Origin of the sequence: Salegentibacter sp. Hel_I_6, assembly GCF_000745315.1 — a bacterium.
In the GTDB taxonomy this organism is placed as follows: Bacteria; Bacteroidota; Bacteroidia; order Flavobacteriales; family Flavobacteriaceae; genus Salegentibacter.
In genome coordinates this window covers 1990784-2009796 of record NZ_JQNQ01000001.1, presented here as the reverse complement: position 1 = coordinate 2009796, position 19013 = coordinate 1990784, and the positions used below count along the sequence as shown (strand labels likewise).

19 protein-coding genes are annotated in these 19013 nt (G+C 38.0%); 9 read left to right on the top strand and 10 right to left on the bottom strand.

The genetic code is table 11. The annotated features are described in order from the left end of the window. The first annotated feature begins 78 nt into the window (after positions 1 to 78). The 5 genes from FG27_RS08845 to FG27_RS08825 are packed head-to-tail and all read left to right on the top strand — an operon-like array spanning position 79 to position 2976. Positions 79 to 744 (top strand): NAD(P)H-binding protein, encoded by a 666-nt coding sequence (locus tag FG27_RS08845; protein WP_037318125.1) that lies wholly within the window; start codon positions 79 to 81, stop codon positions 742 to 744. After that, on the top strand, positions 745 to 1212 hold the full coding sequence (locus tag FG27_RS08840) for a CYTH domain-containing protein (protein ID WP_037318123.1): 468 nt from the start codon (positions 745 to 747) through the stop codon (positions 1210 to 1212). It begins immediately after the preceding gene. Positions 1213 to 1221: 9 nt separating this feature from the next. Then, a complete protein-coding gene (locus FG27_RS08835) occupies positions 1222 to 1722 on the top strand; it encodes a YciI family protein (RefSeq protein ID WP_037318121.1) in 501 nt (166 codons plus the stop codon). 32 nt (positions 1723 to 1754) lie between these two features. Continuing rightward, positions 1755 to 2039 carry a GNAT family N-acetyltransferase gene (locus FG27_RS08830; protein ID WP_231563302.1) on the top strand — a complete coding sequence of 95 codons (285 nt, stop codon included), beginning with the start codon at positions 1755 to 1757 and terminating at the stop codon, positions 2037 to 2039. A 10-nt stretch (positions 2040 to 2049) separates the two neighbouring features. Next, positions 2050 to 2976, top strand: a complete 927-nt coding sequence (locus FG27_RS08825; protein ID WP_037318117.1) for a DUF5996 family protein — start codon at positions 2050 to 2052, stop codon at positions 2974 to 2976. On the opposite strand, the gene trxA is transcribed toward FG27_RS08825, so the two are convergent. From trxA to FG27_RS08795, 6 genes are all read right to left on the bottom strand, one after another. Further along, complete coding sequence (trxA, locus tag FG27_RS08820; RefSeq protein ID WP_037318115.1) at positions 2973 to 3275, bottom strand: thioredoxin; 303 nt, start codon at positions 3273 to 3275, stop codon at positions 2973 to 2975. The genes FG27_RS08825 and trxA overlap by 4 nt on opposite strands. Before the next feature lie 240 nt (positions 3276 to 3515). Beyond that, positions 3516 to 4922, bottom strand: coding sequence for an efflux transporter outer membrane subunit (locus FG27_RS08815; RefSeq protein WP_037318104.1), 1407 nt, complete (start codon positions 4920 to 4922; stop codon positions 3516 to 3518). A 2-nt stretch (positions 4923 to 4924) separates the two neighbouring features. Then, a complete protein-coding gene (locus tag FG27_RS08810; protein ID WP_037318102.1) occupies positions 4925 to 8080 on the bottom strand; it encodes an efflux RND transporter permease subunit in 3156 nt (1051 codons plus the stop codon). Between the two features lie 6 nt (positions 8081 to 8086). Then, positions 8087 to 9214, bottom strand: coding sequence for an efflux RND transporter periplasmic adaptor subunit (locus FG27_RS08805; protein ID WP_037318100.1), 1128 nt, complete (start codon positions 9212 to 9214; stop codon positions 8087 to 8089). A gap of 12 nt (positions 9215 to 9226) precedes the next feature. Beyond that, a complete protein-coding gene (locus FG27_RS08800; RefSeq protein WP_037318098.1) occupies positions 9227 to 9712 on the bottom strand; it encodes a GbsR/MarR family transcriptional regulator in 486 nt (161 codons plus the stop codon). A 234-nt stretch (positions 9713 to 9946) separates the two neighbouring features. After that, complete coding sequence (locus FG27_RS08795; RefSeq protein ID WP_037318096.1) at positions 9947 to 11026, bottom strand: isoaspartyl peptidase/L-asparaginase family protein; 1080 nt, start codon at positions 11024 to 11026, stop codon at positions 9947 to 9949. 201 nt (positions 11027 to 11227) lie between these two features. On the opposite strand from FG27_RS08795, the gene FG27_RS08790 reads away from it, so the two are divergent. The 3 genes from FG27_RS08790 (at position 11228) to FG27_RS08780 (ending at position 14056) form a co-directional block, all read left to right on the top strand. After that, the gene (locus tag FG27_RS08790; RefSeq protein WP_037318094.1) at positions 11228 to 11770 is read left to right on the top strand and encodes a 3-hydroxyanthranilate 3,4-dioxygenase; all 543 of its coding nucleotides are present in this window, start codon (positions 11228 to 11230) and stop codon (positions 11768 to 11770) included. 61 nt (positions 11771 to 11831) lie between these two features. Beyond that, complete coding sequence (locus FG27_RS08785) at positions 11832 to 13385, top strand: aldehyde dehydrogenase family protein (protein ID WP_037318092.1); 1554 nt, start codon at positions 11832 to 11834, stop codon at positions 13383 to 13385. Between the two features lie 278 nt (positions 13386 to 13663). Then, on the top strand, positions 13664 to 14056 hold the full coding sequence (locus FG27_RS08780) for a YkvA family protein (protein WP_037318091.1): 393 nt from the start codon (positions 13664 to 13666) through the stop codon (positions 14054 to 14056). 83 nt (positions 14057 to 14139) lie between these two features. On the opposite strand, the gene FG27_RS08775 is transcribed toward FG27_RS08780, so the two are convergent. The 4 genes from FG27_RS08775 to FG27_RS08760 form a co-directional block, all read right to left on the bottom strand. Then, a complete protein-coding gene (locus FG27_RS08775; protein ID WP_037318089.1) occupies positions 14140 to 15144 on the bottom strand; it encodes an acyl-ACP desaturase in 1005 nt (334 codons plus the stop codon). Positions 15145 to 15312: 168 nt separating this feature from the next. Beyond that, a complete protein-coding gene (locus FG27_RS08770; RefSeq protein ID WP_037318087.1) occupies positions 15313 to 16041 on the bottom strand; it encodes a metallophosphoesterase family protein in 729 nt (242 codons plus the stop codon). Between the two features lies 1 nt (position 16042). Then, entirely contained in the window at positions 16043 to 17179 is a 1137-nt protein-coding gene (locus FG27_RS08765) for an ATP-binding protein (protein WP_037318085.1), read from the bottom strand. Positions 17180 to 17230: 51 nt separating this feature from the next. Next, positions 17231 to 17980 carry an SDR family NAD(P)-dependent oxidoreductase gene (locus FG27_RS08760; protein WP_037318083.1) on the bottom strand — a complete coding sequence of 250 codons (750 nt, stop codon included), beginning with the start codon at positions 17978 to 17980 and terminating at the stop codon, positions 17231 to 17233. A gap of 199 nt (positions 17981 to 18179) precedes the next feature. On the opposite strand from FG27_RS08760, the gene FG27_RS08755 reads away from it, so the two are divergent. Further along, positions 18180 to 18956: a DUF4382 domain-containing protein gene (locus tag FG27_RS08755; RefSeq protein ID WP_231563301.1), complete on the top strand. Its 777-nt coding sequence runs from the start codon at positions 18180 to 18182 to the stop codon at positions 18954 to 18956. Positions 18957 to 19013 lie beyond the last annotated feature (57 nt).

Below are 19013 nucleotides of genomic sequence, written 5' to 3'. Positions count from 1 at the left end.
TTATTTTGTTTATATTCTTTACTGAAAGCTAATATTGTTAAACATACAATTATTAACCGATCAAAAAAATAAAAGAAAATGCCAAAGACAGCTATAATTTTAGGAGCTACCGGCCTTACCGGTGGGATGTTACTTCAGCAATTACTGGAAGACGAGAGGTATGAGAAGATCAAACTTTTCTCCAGGAATTCAGTAGAAATGAAGCATCCTAAAATCGAGGAACATCTAATAGACCTCTTTAAATTAGAAGAGCACAAAGATAAATTTACGGCCGATGAGGTCTTTTGTTGCGTTGGAACCACGAAAAGCAAAACTCCAGATCACGAAACCTATACCAAGATAGATCGTGGGATCCCAATTGCTGCGGCGAAACTGTGTAAAGAAAATAATATAGAAACTTTTCTAGTGGTTTCTGCACTTGGTGCTAACCCTAAAAGTCGCGTGTTTTATAACCGCACCAAGGGGAAAATGGAAAAGGAAGTTTTAGAACAGGAAATTAAACATACTTATATTTTGCAGCCTTCGCTTATCACCGGAGAGCGGAAGGAAAGCCGAAGTTTTGAAAAGGTAGGAAAAATAATGTTGAATTTCATTAATCCTTTTTTCCTTGGAACTTTAAGAAAATACAAATCTATTTCAGCTGAAAGTATCGCCAAAGCGATGGTGGCCATTGCCAATTCTCCTGAGTTGGACGTACAAAGGATCCCATCAGATGAAATTAAGAATATAGCTCACAATAATTAAATGCAGGAAATTGAACGTAAATTCCTTGTAATCTCCGAAGTTTTTAAAAAGCAAGCTTTTAAGAATTTCAGGATAAAGCAAGGCTTTTTAAATACCGATCCGGAAAGGACGGTTCGCTTAAGAATTACCGGTAAAAAAGCTTTTCTCACTATTAAAGGGAAATCTTCTAAAAGCGGACTTACCCGTTTTGAGTGGGAAAAAGAAATCGATACGAAGGAAGCAGAAACACTATTTGAACTCTGTGAACCGGGAATTATAGAGAAAACCCGGTATTTGGTAAAGTCTGGAAACTTTGTGTTCGAAATTGACGAATTTTACGGTGAAAATGAAGGTTTGACGGTAGCTGAAATAGAACTAAATAATGAGACCGATACATTTTTAAAACCTGAGTGGTTAGGTGAAGAAGTCACTGGCCAAATAAAATATTATAATTCTCAACTAAGTATAAACCCTTTTGTAAACTGGTAAAGCTTTAATATGAAGAAATTAATTTTTGCACTGGTTTTTCCAATTCTTTTAATTTCCTGCGAGGAGATTTCTGAAGAAGAAAGGGGCATTCCCGGTCCTGAAAAAATTGCAGCTAAGAAACCTGTAATGAATATAGATTCGGTAGAAAATGATTTGAAAGAAAAGGGCTATCAAACTTTCAGATATGAAGAGGGAGATACTACCTATCTCATGCAACAGTATTATATGGTTTTCCTAAAAAGTGGCAAAAACCGAAATCAGGATTCAACTGAAGCTGCCCGGCTACAAAAAGAACATCTCACTTATTTAAGTAAGATGGCCGAAGAGGGATTCGCAAGCCTAATTGGTCCATTTGGTGGCGATGGTGACATTCGGGGAATTGCTGTTTATAATACGGCTACTTTGAAAGAAGCCGATAGTTTAGCCAGGCAGGATCCTATGGTGAAATCTGGAAGACTTGACGTTGAAGTCCATCCCTGGTGGACAGCTAAAGGAGGAAAATTAAATTAATTTTTCTCTATAGTGATAATTTAAAATTTTAAATGATGAAGATTGAAAAACATGATGATGGAAAGAAAGGTTATTTTAAACTTTTAGATGATGAAAAACAAGTGGGGAAAATGACTTTTACCTGGGCGGGTCCCAATAAATTTATAATAGACCACACCGAGGTTGATCCCGGTTATAAGGGAGAAGGCCTTGGGAGAAAATTAGTAAAAGCTGGGGTAGATTTTGCTAAAGAAAATAAATTGAAAATTATTCCACTTTGCCCTTTCGCGAAGAAAATTATAGAAAAGAACGCAGAATTTCAGGAAGTTCTAGCTTAACTAAAATGTTATGAAAAACACAGCACTACCGGAATTAAAATATGTAGGTTTTGAAAAGGAAAAGCTCACCTTGCACCTATTTCTTCAAATAATAGGAAAGTTTCGGCTCAAGCTTAGTCCTAGGAAAAATCATTGGTGGTATGTTACGCATTATATCACTCCAACTGGTTTTAGCACTGGCACGATCCCTTATAATAATGGTTTCAACTCATTTTCTATAGATTTGAATGTGCTTAAAAATCGTGTGGAAGTTCAAACCAGCGAAGGAGCATTTGAATCTTTTCAGCTTAAAAATAAACTTAGTGTTGCTGATTTTTATTCGGAATTAATGGAGCTTTTAAAGCGGTCGCGGGTACCTGTTAAGATAGTCTCAAAACCTTATGATCTTGGAATTGAAAAAGATTTTTCTGAAATAACCGAATTTCATCATTATCGGGAGGATTATGTGCAGGATCTATGGAAATCTCTGGTTTGGATAAATATTGTGTTTAAAGAATTTAGCGGAAGATTTTACGGAAAGACTTCTCCAGCTCACCTTTACTGGCATTCCATGGATCTTGCTGTAACCAGGTTTTCCGGAAAGAAAGCGCCAAAAATGCCTGATGAAGCAAGACTTTCAGATAAAGATGCTTACAGTCATGAATGTATTAGTTTTGGATTCTGGCCGGGAGACGATAAAGTACAGGAACCAGCATTTTATTCCTATACATTTCCTAATCCCAAAGGGATTGAATCACAAAATTTACGGCCAGAATCGGCAAGTTGGGAAATGAGCAATGGCAGCCCAATGGCGATTTTAACCTACGCAAATTTGAGAGAAGAGGAAAACCCCCGTAAAGCTTTACTCGAGTTTATGGAATCGGCATATTTAGCGGGAGCTAAACAGGCTGGCTGGCCGGTAGAAGAGCTCACAGCTCCAGATCTTGATAAAATTTAAACTGAATGGGATTTAATTACCTCAATAATCTGTGCTTTTTGTAATACACCTGATTGTCTCCAAAGTTGTTGTCCATCTTTAAAAAGCATCATCGTTGGCACACCTCGAACCTGGTATTTCCCAGCCAATTCCTGATTTTTATCAACATCAATCTTTACGATTTTGATAGCCTCGCCCATTTCGGCTTTCACGTCTTTTAGAATTGGCGCCAGGGTTTTGCAAGGCCCGCACCAATCGGCATAAAAGTCGACTAATACAGGTTTGTTATCTTTTATAATTTCGCTGAAATTACTTTTCATAATTGAAATATTTTATACTTGATTAAAATTAATGAATTTCTCGATTAGTCGAAGATTAATTAGTTTTCCAACAAAAAACAGCCCCGAAGTTATACTTCGAAGCTGCCTTTCAACAATTAACAAAACAAATCCAACACATTTACTCGATAATCGAGCTTATATTCTAAATCGTAAAGATTTGGGATGCCTCAAAATTCAAAAATTATTTTCTCTCTGGATACTTCTTAAGATTGCTTCAGTTTACTGCCAACCTCCGCCAAGAGCTTTATAAAGATTTACAATAGCATTTAATTTATTGTATTCTGCATTTATCAGATTAAGTTGGGAGTTTAATGCATTTTCCCTGGCTGTTAATACTTCAAGATAATTTACCAAACCATTATTCAACAGTTCTTCTGAATAACTCGAAGCTTTATCATAGGCTTCATATTCGTTCTGTAAAATTTCCTGGCGATCTGTGCTTGCCCGGTAGTTAGAAAGTGCGTCTGAAACTTCACGGCCTGCTATGAGAATAGCTTGTTTGAAATTTAGCAAGGCTTCTTCCTGTTGTGCCTGTGAAACTTCATATTGCGTTCTTATTTGTCTTTTGTTTACAATAGGTTGCAATAAGGATGCGCCCAAATTGGCAAAAAGGGAGTTAACATTTAATAACTTATCGAGATCTAAACTTTGAAAACCACCTGCAGCGGTTAAAGTAAGTGAAGGGTAGAAATCTGCCCTGGCTGCGTTGGTGAGTTCAAAAGCATTTATTAACCCGTACTCTGCTGCTATTACATCTGGCCTGTTTCTTAGGAGTTGAGAGGGAACACCAGTATTTAGCGGGGATATGATTTTCTGTTCAGAAAGATCGGTTCGCTCAATTTGTTGCGGATTATCTCCCAGTAAAATTGAAAAAGAATTTTCCAGTAAACGTATTTCATTCTTAAGCTGAACGACTAAAGCTTCGGCAGTATGAAGTTGGGCTTTTGTTTGTTGTACACCAACTTCAGTCACATTAGCGGCATCTTTTAAAGCCTTAGTAGTTTCCAGGCTACTCTTCCTGGTTTCCAGCGTTTCTTCTGCAATTCTAAGTTGCTCGTCCAGGCTAAGTAACTGGTAATAATTGGTAGCAATATTTGCGATAAGTTGAGATTTTACTGCTTTATGGGCAGCTTCACTTTGCAAATAAGAGGCAGTAAAAGCCCTGTCATTACTTCTTATCTTTCCCCAAATATCGGCTTCCCAGGAAAGGTTTCCAGTGATGTCGTATTGGGTGATGCTGCCGTCAAAGAAAGAACCGAACTGGCTATTTGGAGACAGGATTTGATGACTTACGCCCGGTCCAGCGTTTAAAGTTGGAAAATAGCTCGCTTTCCCTTGTTTTACATAAGCTTCAGCGGCGAGCATTTGCTGAATAGCGATACGAATATCTATATTGTTTTCCAGGCCTTCTTCAATATGGTTTTTGAGAATAGGGTCGGTAAAAATTTCGGTCCAGGAAATAGTAGCCATATTTAATGAATCCTGTGGAAGATTATCTGTTCTATACAATTCTTCAGAAATCTCTTCTATTTCAGGACGTTTGTAATCTTTGGCTGCAAAACAGGAAACCAGTAAAAATGGCATGGCTCCCCCAAGCAAAAGTTTATATATACTGTTATTTCTCATTGTTATTCTTTTTCAGAAATTGATTTGTTTTCTGTTTGAGCTGCTTCTGGTACACCTGTTATTTTTTCCTGAAGCCACTGGAAAATGATATAGAGAATAGGAATTACAAAAACACCTACTACAGTACCAATTAACAATCCGCCGGCTGCGCCGGTACCAATAGATCTGTTTCCCTGAGCTCCTACACCGGTAGCGAGTACCAGGGGAGTTAAGCCTAAAATAAAAGCAAAGGAAGTCATTAAAATAGGGCGCAGCCTTACCCGGGCCCCGTCTATTGCAGCTTCGGTTAAAGGCATACCTTCCCGGCGTCTTTGTATGGCAAACTCTACGATAAGGATAGCATTTTTTGCTAATAAGCCAATTAACATTATTAATGCGATCTGGAAATAAATGTTATTCTCTAAACCGGCCATCCAGGTTGAGAAATAGGCTCCTGCAACTCCAATGGGCAGAGATAGAATAACAGAAAATGGCAGAAGGTAGCTTTCATACTGCGCTGCTAATAGAAAGTACACAAATACAATACTTAAGATAAAAATTATTCCGGCCTGTCCCGAGGAAGCTATTTCTTCCCTGGTTAACCCGGAGAAAGCCACCTCATATTCATTTGGTAAACTTTCTTTTGCCGTTTCTTCAATAGCGGTAATTGCATCTCCCGAGCTATAGCCCGGTGCAGAAGATCCTGTAAGGTTCACGGCATTAAATAAGTTAAATCTAGTGACGGTTTGAGGGCCATAAATTCGTTCTAAACTCACAAATTGTGAAACGGGAGCCATTTCACCGCTTGGAGTTTTAAGGAACATGCTATTAAGGCTTTCCTGATCTATTCGATCTTCGGGTAAGGCCTGTACAAAAACCCGGAACTGTTTTCCAAAACGGCTAAAATTAGCGGTATAAATACCTCCAACATAGCCTTGCAATGTGCTTAAAATATCGCTTACACTAACCCCGGCTTCTTTAGCCTTTGGTACATCAATATCCATTTGTAATTGCGGATAGTTGGTGCTAAAAGGATTAGAGGCCGTAGCAATTTCAGGTCTTTGCATAAGATTTCCTACAAATTCGCTGGTGATTTGGTCTAATTCTTTGAGTTCACCTGAAGTACGATCTATCAACTGCATATCAAAACCATCTGCACTACCAAAACCTGGCACACTGGGCGGGGTAAAATAGATGATATTGGCATCAGATATTGCGGCAGCTTTCTTATTTAATTGGGCAACAATTCCATCTAATGAGGTTTCATCTGTATCCCTGTCTTCCCAGTTTTCAAGAATAATGAATCCCATCGCGTTCGAGCTTCCTGCGCCCGAGAAGAAGTTACGACCAGCAATAACTGTCGCTGTTCTCACGCCTTCTACACTTTCCATTTGGTCGTAAAGCGTTTGTGAAACCTGATAAGATCTATCTAAGGAGGAACCTGGAGGAAGTTCTGCATTTACAAAAATAACTCCACGGTCTTCAGTAGGTACAAAACCTTTAGGAATAGAACTATCTGCCCAAAATATTCCTGCTGCAGCAACTGCAAGAATTAAGAACGTGATCCATTTATGCTTTACTAAAAAGCCAAGGGAATTTGTGTATTTTTTAGTTGTGGTTTTAAAAGCGGTATTAAAGGCTGTATAAAATCTTTGTAAGAGATTCTGCTTTTTCTTTTTATCTGAATGTGGTTTTAAGAAAACTGCACATAAGGCGGGACTAAGCGTTAAAGCGTTTACTGCTGAAATTAGGATCGCAATAATAAGAGTAACCCCAAATTGTTCATAAAACACCCCTGAAGGTCCTTTTATAAAAGTGATGGGAATAAACACCGCTGCCATTACCAGGGTAATTGACACAATAGCTCCCGCAATTTCACTCATAGCTGAAACTGAAGCTTTTTTGGCACTTTTGGCACCGTCTTCTAATTTGGCGTGCACTGCTTCTACGACAACAATGGCATCATCTACCACAATACCAATGGCTAATACCAGCGCGAATAAAGTGAGCAGGTTAATTGAGTAGCCTAGAACTCCCAGGAAGAAAAAAGTACCAATAATGGAAACCGGAACTGCAATTGCTGGAATCAATGTAGATTTTAAATCCTGAAGAAAAACAAATACCACTAAGAATACCAGTAAAAACGCTTCAATTAAAGTGGTTTTTACTTTTCCTATAGATGCGGTTAAAAATTTATTGGTATCGTAGTTAATTATATAATCTATACCTTCTGGGAAATCTTCTTTTAGATCGTCTAATTTCTCATAGATTTCTTCAATAACTTCCTGCGCATTGGAGCCGGGAGTTTGAAAAACACCAAAACTAATAGCTGGATAACCTTTAGACCTGGAAAGTGAGGAATAAGAAAATGCATCAAGTTCTACAGATCCAACATCTTTTACTCTAAGAAATTGGCCATTATCCTGAGCAGAAATAATAATATTTTCATACTCTTCGGCGGTTTTGTACCGACCTTTATATTTTAAAACATATTCAAAAGATTCTCCAACATTCTGGCCTAAAGCTCCTGCAGCAGCTTCCAAACTCTGCTCTCCTATGGCAGCAGTTACATCCCTTGGAACCAAACCATAATTAGCCATTTTCGCAGGATCCAACCAAACACGCATAGCGTAGTCTTTACCTCCAAACACATTTACTTCACCAACCCCATTAATACGCTGTAATTCTGGTTTGACGTTTATATTCAAATAATTCTGAATAAACGTGTCGTCATAATCTGAATTGGTGGTGTATAATCCCGCATATAATAAAGCAGAATTTTGTCTTTTGGTGGTGGTAACTCCGGCACGAATAACTTCGTCTGGCAAAACAGCGTTTGCCCTGGAAACCCTATTTTGAACATTTACCGCTGCGATATCTGGATCATAACCTTGCTCAAAAAATACCGTGATACTAGCACTTCCATCGTTACTGGCGCTAGAGGTAAGGTAAGTCATTCCCTCTACACCGTTAATTTGTTCTTCAATAGGAACAACTACACTTTCAAGTATTGTTTCGGCATTAGCACCGGCGTAAGAGGCATTTACCTGTACCGTTGGGGGTGCAATATCTGGATACTGCGTAACCGGCAATTCGGACAGTCCCAGGATACCTAACATTACAATTATGATAGATATTACTGTAGATAATACAGAACGTTCTATAAAGATTTTTAGCATAGCTTTTTATTTAAAAACTGTATTAAACGAGTTTACAATGCTATCTAAAGCAGTTGGTTGTGGCTGGATCTTGTTGCCGGGTTTTACTTTATTGGCTCCCTTAGCCAGAATAGTATCTCCTTTTTCTACACCATCTTGTACTACATAAACCTTATTTATTTCTGCCAGAATATTTAAAGAAGAAGCTATTAAGCTTGAATCTGACTGGACTTTATAAACAAAAGTTTTTCCCTGTTGCTCGAAAGTAGAAAGGGTAGGTACTATTAATGCATCTTCGTAAACTTCAGGTATTTTCACTGTTCCACTGCTGCCATTTCTGAGTAAGCCATTGCTATTGTTAAATTTAGCCCGAAAAGTAACGGTACCGGTTTGCTGGTTTATTTCACCAGAAATTGTTTCAATAATTCCTTTATTTTCATATTCTTTCCCATTGGCCAGGATTAAACTTATTTCAGGAAGATTCTTTATTTTTTCTTCCCGGGTTTTAGCATCAGCACTATCCATAAAACTTAAAAAGTCTTTTTCATTCATAGAAAAGAATGCATACACCTCCTCGGTTTGAGAAACTGTGGTAAGTGGGGTAGGGTCTCCGGGAGAAACGAGAGCGCCATTTCTAAAATTGATATTGCCTACATAACCATCTACCGGACTTTTAATGTTTGCATAGTCAATATTAGCGGCGATACTGTTATAATTTGCCTCAGCCTGGGAGAGTTGAGCTTTAGCAGTTTCTAATTGTACTTCGCTAATAATATCTTTTTCAACCAGGGGTTTTAGCTTTTCAACTTCTACACGAGCTGCATTTACATTAGCCTGTGCGGCTTCGGCATCGCCAGATAAAGATTCTGTTTCAAGCTTGAAAAGCATTTGGCCTTTTTTTACTTTATCGCCTGCGTCTACTAAAACATTGGTTATATAGCCAGATACTTTTGCCCGTACTTCACTATTCACAACCCCTTCTATACTGGTTGGATAAGAGTTATAACCGGTAACTGTTTTTGTTGGAACCTCTATTACCGGGAAAGGCTGGGGCCCTTGCGCTTCATTTTGCTGTGACTGGCCGCCTTTGCTGTCTGAACAGGATGTGAAAATGGCAGTACTTATAAATAGGCTTAAATAAATTATCTTTTTCATTGCTAAGGATAGTTACGAATTGGTGATCTTTTTCTTTAATTTATTAACCGCAGTGGTGGCTTCATCGAGAAAGGTGAGTAAACTTTTTTGAAACTCCAGGTCAAAGTTATCGCTGGAATCAAGTTGGTTCATGAGCATTTTATATTCAAGCACTTCTTCATGAATACATTTTTGTGCTTCCCATTTGGCCGTCATTTCATCAATATAGTTCACCATTAAATCTGTTTTTACGATAAAATAGCGTTTGCGATCTCCTGGCTTTGTATAATATTCAACCTTATTAGTAGCCTGCAAGTGCTCCAAATGGGTAGACACAGTACTTTTTCCTGCATTAAGATCTACTACTAATTGATCAAAAGTGCTTCCTTTTTTACCAAGCATAATTAAGGTGGCGAAAATTCTTGCAGCTACAGGGGCGAGCTGATGCTCTTTTTCCAACTGAACTCCAAGTTTTTCTATAAGCCTGGTTTTATGCGCTTCTAATTCTAGTTTATTCATTCTGATAATTTGAACGCGCAAAACTAAGTTTTAGTTCCGAATAAACCGAACCAACGAAACTTAATTAACTGTTAATTTAACACGAGCTGGATTTCTTTTGTGTTTAGGACTTATTCAAACCGAAATAGTTTAATAACTCCTACATATTGGTCAATAAAAAAAGGTTCAAAAAGCAACAGCTCTTCGAACCTTAAATATTTAAGTGAGATTTTCGGTTTTTAACTTTATAAAATTTTATTCTTCTTCATAAATTCCTATTTCCAAATCACCGTTTTTATTCATTTTTGCACGGTACATTCCCGCGGTATTAAATTCCATACTCACATTTCCATTGTGATCTATAGCAATGATTCCGCCACTCCCACCAAGCTCGGGATTTTTATTCTGGATAACCTCTTTTGAAGCTTCGGCGAGACTCATTTCTTTATATTCCATCAATGCTGAAATATCATAAGCTACCACCCCGCGAATAAAAAACTCTCCCCAGCCGGTTGCCGAGATCGCAGCAGTTTTATTGTTGGCATAAGTTCCGGCACCAATTATTGGAGCATCACCAATGCGGCCCCATTTTTTATTAGTCATTCCGCCGGTTGAGGTTCCTGCGGCCAGGTTTCCATTTTTGTCTAAAGCGGCACAACCAACCGTACCAAATTTAGAATCTTTAATAAATGGATCTATAAAAGCAGTCTTCCCATCGTGATCCAACTCAGTTTTTTCTGAATCTCTTTCCTTTAAACGTTCTAAACTTTTAAATCGGTTTTCGGTATAGAAATATTCAGGATCTACAATTTCTAATCCGCGTTGCTCTGCAAAGGTTTCAGCACCTTTTCCTGAAAGCATCACATGCTCTGAATTTTCCATCACTTCCCAGGCTAAATTTATAGGATTTTTAACCGTGGTCACTCCAGATATAGCACCCGCATTTAAAGTTTCCCCATCCATAATAGAAGCATCGAGTTCGTTTTTCCCGTCGTTAGTAAATACAGCACCTTTTCCTGAATTAAATAAAGGTGAATCTTCCATAATATTTATGGTTCGTTGTACAGCTTCTATCGCAGTCCCTCCATTTGCCAGGATTTCGTGACCTGTTCTTATAGCTTCTTCCAATTTTTCTTTATAAGCCTGTTCTAAAGAGTCGCTCATATTTTCTTTTAAAATCGTCCCGGCCCCACCATGAATTACAATTCCGAAATTTTCTACGGAATCCTGATCTTTTTGGGTTTCTGAATTTTGACTTGTTTTGGTTTCTTTTTCAGCTGAAGTATTGCAGGCTAAAAAGAGTGATAAACTGAATAAAAGGAAAATTTTTTTCATAAAAAGTGTGATTTTCAGCCGAAGATAAGCATTTGTATAAAATTTTAAGCTTGCGCCAGGGATAGCAGCGTAAATCCCGCAGTCGCCTAGTGGCGACGAGGAATTGCAGCGAATAGCCCGTTAAGGCGCCCAAAAAGATAAGAAAATCATCCTTTTCTTCGAGCTTTAAGTTGTAATTTTAAGCAATATAATTTTGAAATCATGGCAGTAAATAAACCTTTTAACCTTAATAAATGGGTTGAGCAAAACCGCGAATCGCTTAAACCGCCGGTTGGTAACCGAAATCTTTATAAAGAATCTGAAGATTACATTGTGATGGTAGTGGCCGGGCCCAACGCCCGCAAAGATTATCATTATAACGAGACAGAAGAGCTTTTTTACCAGTTAGAAGGTGAAATAGAAGTTCATATTCAGGAAGATGGGGAGAAGAAGACAATGCAATTGGGCCCAGGAGATATGTACCTGCATCCCGGAAAAGTACCACATTCGCCGGTGAGAAAAGAAGGTTCTATTGGTCTAGTGGTAGAACGAAAACGAGTACAAATTGATGCTAAGGATGGACTTTTATGGTATTGCGATAATTGTAACCATAAATTGTATGAAGTCTATTTTCCCTTAACCGATATTGAGAAAGATTTTCTAAAACATTTTAAGCATTTCTACGGAAGCAAAGACTTGCGAACCTGCGATAACTGCGGGGAAGTGATGCCGGTAGACGAACGTTATGTTGCCGGGACAGATTAGCGTTAAAAATTTAGTATTTTAGCAGGAAACACACAAAAGAACAGATAAAATTTACAAATTAATGAGTGAAATAGCAGAGAAATTCGGAATTAAACAAGCTTTAAAGGATCTTGGTTTACAGGAAACCAATAATGGAACTTCTACCGGGAAAGATTTTTTTAGTAGTGGCGAAGTAATTGAATCTTATTCTCCTGTAGACGGCGCTTTAATTGGAAAAGTAAAAGCGACCACCAAAGAAGATTACGATAAAGTAATTACTACTGCTACTGCAGGTTTTAAAGAATGGCGCACCTGGCCGGCACCTCAGCGCGGTGAAGTGGTTCGCCAGTTCAATGATGAATTAAGAAGATTAAAAGAGCCTTTGGGGAAATTGGTTTCTTACGAAATGGGAAAATCTTACCAGGAAGGTTTGGGCGAAGTTCAGGAAATGATAGATATCTGCGATTTCGCAGTGGGACTTTCCCGCCAGCTACACGGGTTAACCATGCACTCTGAACGCCCCGGGCATAGAATGTATGAGCAATACCACCCGCTAGGAGTAGTTGGAATTATCTCGGCATTTAACTTTCCGGTTGCGGTTTGGTCGTGGAATACCGCTTTGGCGTGGGTTTGTGGAGATGCTTGCGTTTGGAAGGGATCAGAGAAGACTCCATTAACTTCTGTGGCCTGTCAAAATATTGCCGCTCGAGTTTTTGCTGAAAACAATGTTCCGGCAGGGATTTCTTCATTGATCACCGGCGATTATAAAGTGGGTGAGATGATGACCAACGATAAACGAGTGCCGTTAATTTCGGCTACTGGTTCTATTAGAATGGGAAAAATAGTTGCCCAGGCAGTTGCCGCAAGGTTAGGAAAATCGCTTCTTGAATTAGGAGGAAATAACGCCATAATTGTAACTCCAGATGCCGATATTAAAAATACGGTAATCGGTGCGGTATTTGGGGCCGTGGGAACTTGCGGACAGCGTTGTACTTCTACCCGAAGATTGATTATTCACGAATCTATTTATGATAAAGTAAAAGATGCGATTGTTAAAGCTTATAAACAATTGCGTATTGGAAACCCATTAGATGAAAATAATCACGTGGGACCGCTTATCGATAAAGATGCGGTAAAAAATTATCAAAGCGCTTTAGATAAAGTTGTGGAAGAAGGAGGTAAGATCTTAGTTGAAGGTGGTGTTTTGGAAGGCGAAGGTTATGAAAGCGGATGCTACGTAAAACCAGCCATTGCCGAAGCAAAAAATGAATTTAAGATAGTACAGCACGAAACTTTTGCACCGGTGCTTTATATTATGAAATATTCTGGAGATGTTTCTAATGCGCTTGAATTACAAAATGGAGTAGTACAGGGACTTTCTTCAGCAATTATGACCAACAATTTAAGGGAAGCCGAGCGTTTTCTTTCTGTAGAAGGTTCAGATTGTGGGATTGCGAATGTGAATATTGGAACTTCCGGTGCTGAAATTGGTGGCGCTTTTGGCGGTGAAAAAGAAACCGGTGGAGGAAGAGAATCTGGGTCTGATGCCTGGAAAGTCTATATGCGAAGACAAACAAATACTATTAATTATACTACCGAGCTGCCGTTGGCGCAGGGTATTAAATTCGATCTGTAAAGATCTTTAGGGACTTTTTGAAAAGTTATTGTAGTCGTCACCCTGAACTCGTTTCAGGGTCTAGTATGTAGATAAAAAAACTTAGATTCTGAAATAACCCCGAAGCTTCGGGACAGAATGACGGAGTTAGCCTAATTTGGAAGTCTTGATTTCTAAAATCTTAAAACCTCACAGTATTTAAAAAGCTGTGGGGTTTATTTTTTTATCAGATTTTAGCATTTCCCTAATTAAGCCTTCAATAATTATTTTATATTTTGTGGGCATCAAAAAAATGAACAATGAGTAAAATTGATAAGGAAAAAATTAAGGAAGAGCATAAAAAGCGACAGGAAGACTTTGAAGAAGAGGATATAAACGATGTTCTGGAAGATGAGGAAGCCATAAAATCTAAGTTTGAAAATAAAGGGAAATTGCAACGTTATGTTGACGATGCGCAACTACTTTTTAATTTGCTAAGAGATTATGCAAATGGAAATTATAGGGAAGTGCCATTTAATGTAGTGGCCGCAATTGGTGGTGCGCTACTTTATGTACTATCGCCTATAGATCTGATTCCAGATTTTATTCCAATTATTGGGTATTTGGATGATGCAGCGGTAGTTGCTTTCTGTCTTAACCTAATTGAAAAAGACCTGATCTCTTATAAAGTTTGGAAGAGAAATGCTGCTTAAGCACTATTGAACACAAATTATAATAGCTCAATAAAAAACCCGCTTCAATTGAAGCGGGTTTTGTTTTATAATGTGTTCAGAAATTATAGTCTTCCGTTGGCTTCAACCCACTTAAAGGTGTGTTGATCTTCTGGGATAGCCATTCTTCCTGCAATTCTTCGCATTCTGTCTGGTAATTTCATTAAATAATCTCTTGCTTTTTCAGCCTCATCTGTTAAAGAGCGCATTTTGTCAATTTCCCAATAACCGTTAAGCTTCTCAAGTATTTCTATATAATCGTATGTAGTGTAAACACCAAGTCTTTGTGCGGCATTGGAGAAGTTTTCAAAAGCTTCAGCAATCCCCTGTCCGCTTTCGCGAATAAATTGAGCTGGCATTACAATTTTCTTTTTCATCATATCGTGAAAAGCCAACATCATTTCACTAGGGTCATGTTCAAAAATAGTCTTTACAAATTCCCGATAAGCCATATAATGCCTCATCTCGTCTCCCGCAATGATATTACACATTTTCCCAAGCATTTTATTGCCTTTTTTCTTGGCTAGTTGCCCTACACGTTTATGTGAAATATTGGTTGCCAATTCCTGAAAACTGGTATATACAAAGTTTTTATAAGGATCACGACCAGTACCAATATCAAAACCATCACTGATTAAATACTGTGTGGTTTTTTCAATCTCACGCATATTTACTCGGCCAGATAGATAAAGGTATTTATTAAGCGTATCTCCATGGCGATTTTCCTCTCCAGTCCAGTGACGAACCCATTTAGACCAGGCGTTTTCTTCCCCACGGCTTTTCCCGTGCTGTTTAACACCTTCCATATCCATTAACCAGGATTCATAGGTTGGTAAAGCTTCTTCGGTCACCATATCAGCAACTAAAACTACCCAGAAATCATATTCCAACTCTTTGGCTTCTTCCCTAATTTGGGTAAGCTCATCTACATAATTTTCCTTCTGTAAATTAGGAAGAAGATCTGTAGGTTGCCAAATTTCTTCTACGGGAATAAGATACTTTTCAATGAAACCATCTACCTGTTTTTCAACGGTTTTCATTACTTCTAGTCTAATATTGTCCAGGGCCATTTTGATTTTTTTTGAAGCAGAAATTTAAAAAATCTGCAGGGATTAATCTATTGATCAATATAAAATTCACTTAAAATATTATATCTAAGAATGTTGAATACAAATAAATGTCAAAATCCTTTAATTACAAAGATATAAAGAGAAAACGCGTTTTGTGGTAAAATCCTCTTAATTTCTCCCTTCTTCATTGGGATAGAGCTTAAAAACAGGTTCACTTTGCCAGATTTCCTTTGAATTTACATCTATGGCAGATAATTTACCCATAAATGCAGCGCCAGTATCTACATTCCAGATGTTTGCTTTTTTTACAGGTTCATCTTTATTAATTCGGGTTACCGGGGTATGCCCTATAAAGATTTCTTCAAAGATTTGAAGGCGTTTCGGGTAATTTATATCGTCAGGTTTTATATTCTTATCGAGTGATAGTGCCATTTCCCACAATGTTCTATCCCAGTAAAAACCGGTTTCATGGTACTCTTGCTCTGGCCCGTGTTGGTTGGTAAACCCGGCGTGTACAAAAAGTCTATTTTTTTTATCTACATAATAATTTAGCATCTGCTCGTAAAACTCGATGTGTTGATTCTTTTCTTCCGAAGAAAAATTCCTGTAAGCATCAATACTGGATTGCCCGCCATGTTCCAGCCATTTTTCATTAAGATTACCTGTTACCAGCCATTTATGGGTGAGATCGTCGTGATTTCCTCTTAAAAAAATACAGGTATTTTGCCTGGCGAGATCTATTAGGTATGAAACCACATTGGCTGAATCGCTCCAGCCATCTACATAATCTCCCAGGAAAATAAGTTCGTCTTCTGGAGTAAGTTCTATTTTTTCCAGCAATTGTATTAATGCTTTTAATCCGCCGTGAATGTCTCCAATAGCTATGCTTCGGCCCATATTAATTGTATTTTACTTTTCTTAAAATTCGCATACTTTCTTTATAATAATTATAAATTTCCTGGCTATAATCCTTTAAAAACGGTTTTGCTTCTTCCAGTTTATCTATTGCCTGTTCAAAGTTATTTAAATAGCAAAGTAAATAAGTTGAAGGTAAATTTTTAAGGTCTTTAGTTTGTTGCTTATCTAACGGAAGCTTCTTTTTTAGCCTTTCTACCAACTTGCTATTTATGTTGTAAATATGATGAAGCGTTTTTTTGTCGAATTCTGGTGGCTCAAATAACAACTTGCTTTCTATATCGTAATTCACGCTGTCTTTGAAAATGATCGTGACTTCCTCCAACGGATAAAACTGATATTTATCGTGTAATCCTAACTGCACATATTCCAAAATTTTAAACTCATCGTTCGTTAGGCTAATGCTCACCTGGTCTAAATCTGAATAAAACAATTTTACCTGTTCGTTGATGAGCTCTATATCTACCCTGGAATAAAAAGTTTCGTGTTTTGCCTGAATCTTTTTCCCAGCCCAACAAACCACGAAGTATTCTTTAAAAACTTTATAAGTGGCGTTATAATCTTTTCTTTTCTGAAGAAAATCAAATACTCCATCCAGCGTTAATTCAATATTATTATGCGAGTGTTTTTCTATAGAATTTACTATTTCTGAATTCACATCGGTGATCTCCACACCAAAAACCTTAGGCATACTAATGCTGCCATCTCTAAGAAAAACCGAACCTCCGTAATACTTCCAGATATTCTTTTTAAGCGAACATATTTTCCCGTGATTTGGCCTAATACTCACCAAACCCACCACCAGGTTTCCCGGTAAATGCGGAAAAGGGATATTTTCATAAGAAATTAACGGCGGATTACTCAAATAAGCATTTACAAGGTTTTGAATTTTACTGTCGTCAAAAAAGTCGGTACCAACAATGCTATTGTCTTCATCTTTAACCCCGATAACGATATAAGAATTATTTTCAGGGTTTGAGTTGGAGAGCGCACAAACATGCTTTAAAAACTTAGCTTTTCCTTCTCTTTCGCCATTATTGAGCTTCAGCTTTTTGTCGTAAAAGCTGTTCTCGTCGTTGTGAGCGAGTAGGTTCTTTACTAAAAGCCGTTTGTTGATCATGGAAACCTCGTCATTTCCGCGAAGGCGGAAATCTTCTTTTTTAGTTTTTATCTATTCTTTATTCACCGTGGTGCTATTCGCCTGCGCTGTTGGCATCACCACTAAATCTGCAATATTCACATGATATGGACGGGTTACTACGAACCGAATAATATCTGCAATATCTTCCGGCCGTAAAGCTTGAAAACCTTCGTAAACACTTTTGGCTTTTTCTGTATCCCCTTTAAATCTTACTTCGCTAAATTCGGTTTGGGTAAGTCCTGGGTTCACGGCTCCAACTCTAATTCCATGTTTGTTAAGGTCTATTCGCATAGCCTGGTTTAAGGCGTCTACGGCATATTTGCTGGCACAGTAAACATTCCCGTTGGGGTAAACTTCTTTCCCGGCGGTAGAACCAATATTAATAATATGCCCGGCGCCTTGATTTATCATTTTCGGGAAAATTGCTTTGCTAACATATAGTAGCCCCTTTACGTTAATATCGAGCATCGCATCCCAATCATCTATATCTCCATCCTGGATGGGATTCAAACCGTGCGCATTTCCTGCATTATTGATGAGAATATCTATCTTTTGAAATTTCTCTGGAAGACTTTCTATTTTGCTAAATACCTGTTCTTTATCCTGAACGTCAAAGCAAAGTGTATAAACTGCCACTCGTTTAGATAATTCTTTTTTCAATTCAGCTAGTCGCTCTTCTCTTCTTCCGCATAGAATTAGATTTATTCCTTCCCTGGCAAGGGTATTGGCAGTAGCTCTACCAATTCCGCTGGTAGCTCCGGTAATTAATGCAGTTTTCATATAGTGTTTTTCTAAAGCTTAAAGTACCTACAAGTAAGTAGCTTGGGTTTACATATGCAATTTAAATTCCTGTTAAATTTAGTTAATATAAAGTCTGATATAAAATTTAATCAACTACGCTGCGTTTTCCCTGTTCTAACAATTAATAAACCTATTTATGAAAAGACAGATGAAGAACCTAAAGCTAAAAAGCCTTCTAATGGCAACACTAATTGCTTTTGGATTTACCAGTTGTAATGATGATGATACCAACGGCCCAGAAGAAGGTTATGCTCAACTAACTGTGAGAATGACAGATGCTCCCGGAGATTACGATCATGTTTGGGTAGATGTACAGGATGTAATGATTAAAACCGAAGCCGCCGTTGGCCAGGAAGAAGCCGAATGGGAAAGTCTTTCTAATGTAGAAACCGGGCGTTATGATCTTTTGCAATTAACCGGCGGTGTATCGCAATTATTGGTAGATGCTGAAATTCCTGCAGGTTACCTTGATCAAATAAGATTGGTTTTAGGGCCAGACAATGTTGTTGTAATTGATGGAGAAGAAAACCCTATGGCTACTCCAAGTGCACAACAATCTGGTTTAAAACTAAATGTGCAGCAAGAACTTGAAGCAGGAGAGCAGTATGAATACCTTTTAGATTTTGATGTTGATGGATCTATCGTGAAAACCGGGAATGGTGGTTACATTCTTAAACCTGTAATAAGAATGTCGGCTATGGCTAATACCGGATCAATTATGGGGAAAGTACATCCTACAAACTTTCAAAGTTTGGTGAAAGCGCAGAGTGCAAGCCATATTATTTCGGCGTATACCGATGAGTCAGGAAATTTTGTACTCCACGGTGTTCCGGCTGGAACTTACCAGGTAACCATTACTCCAGATGCTGAAACTGGGTTGGAAGCTAAAGATAAGGACAACGTAAAAGTAGGTGAAGGTGGTGCTGTTGATCTTGAAACAATTTATTTGGAATAACCCCAATTTTTCCCTTATAAAAAAAGAGCGGCTATTTTTAGCCGCTTTTTTGTTTTT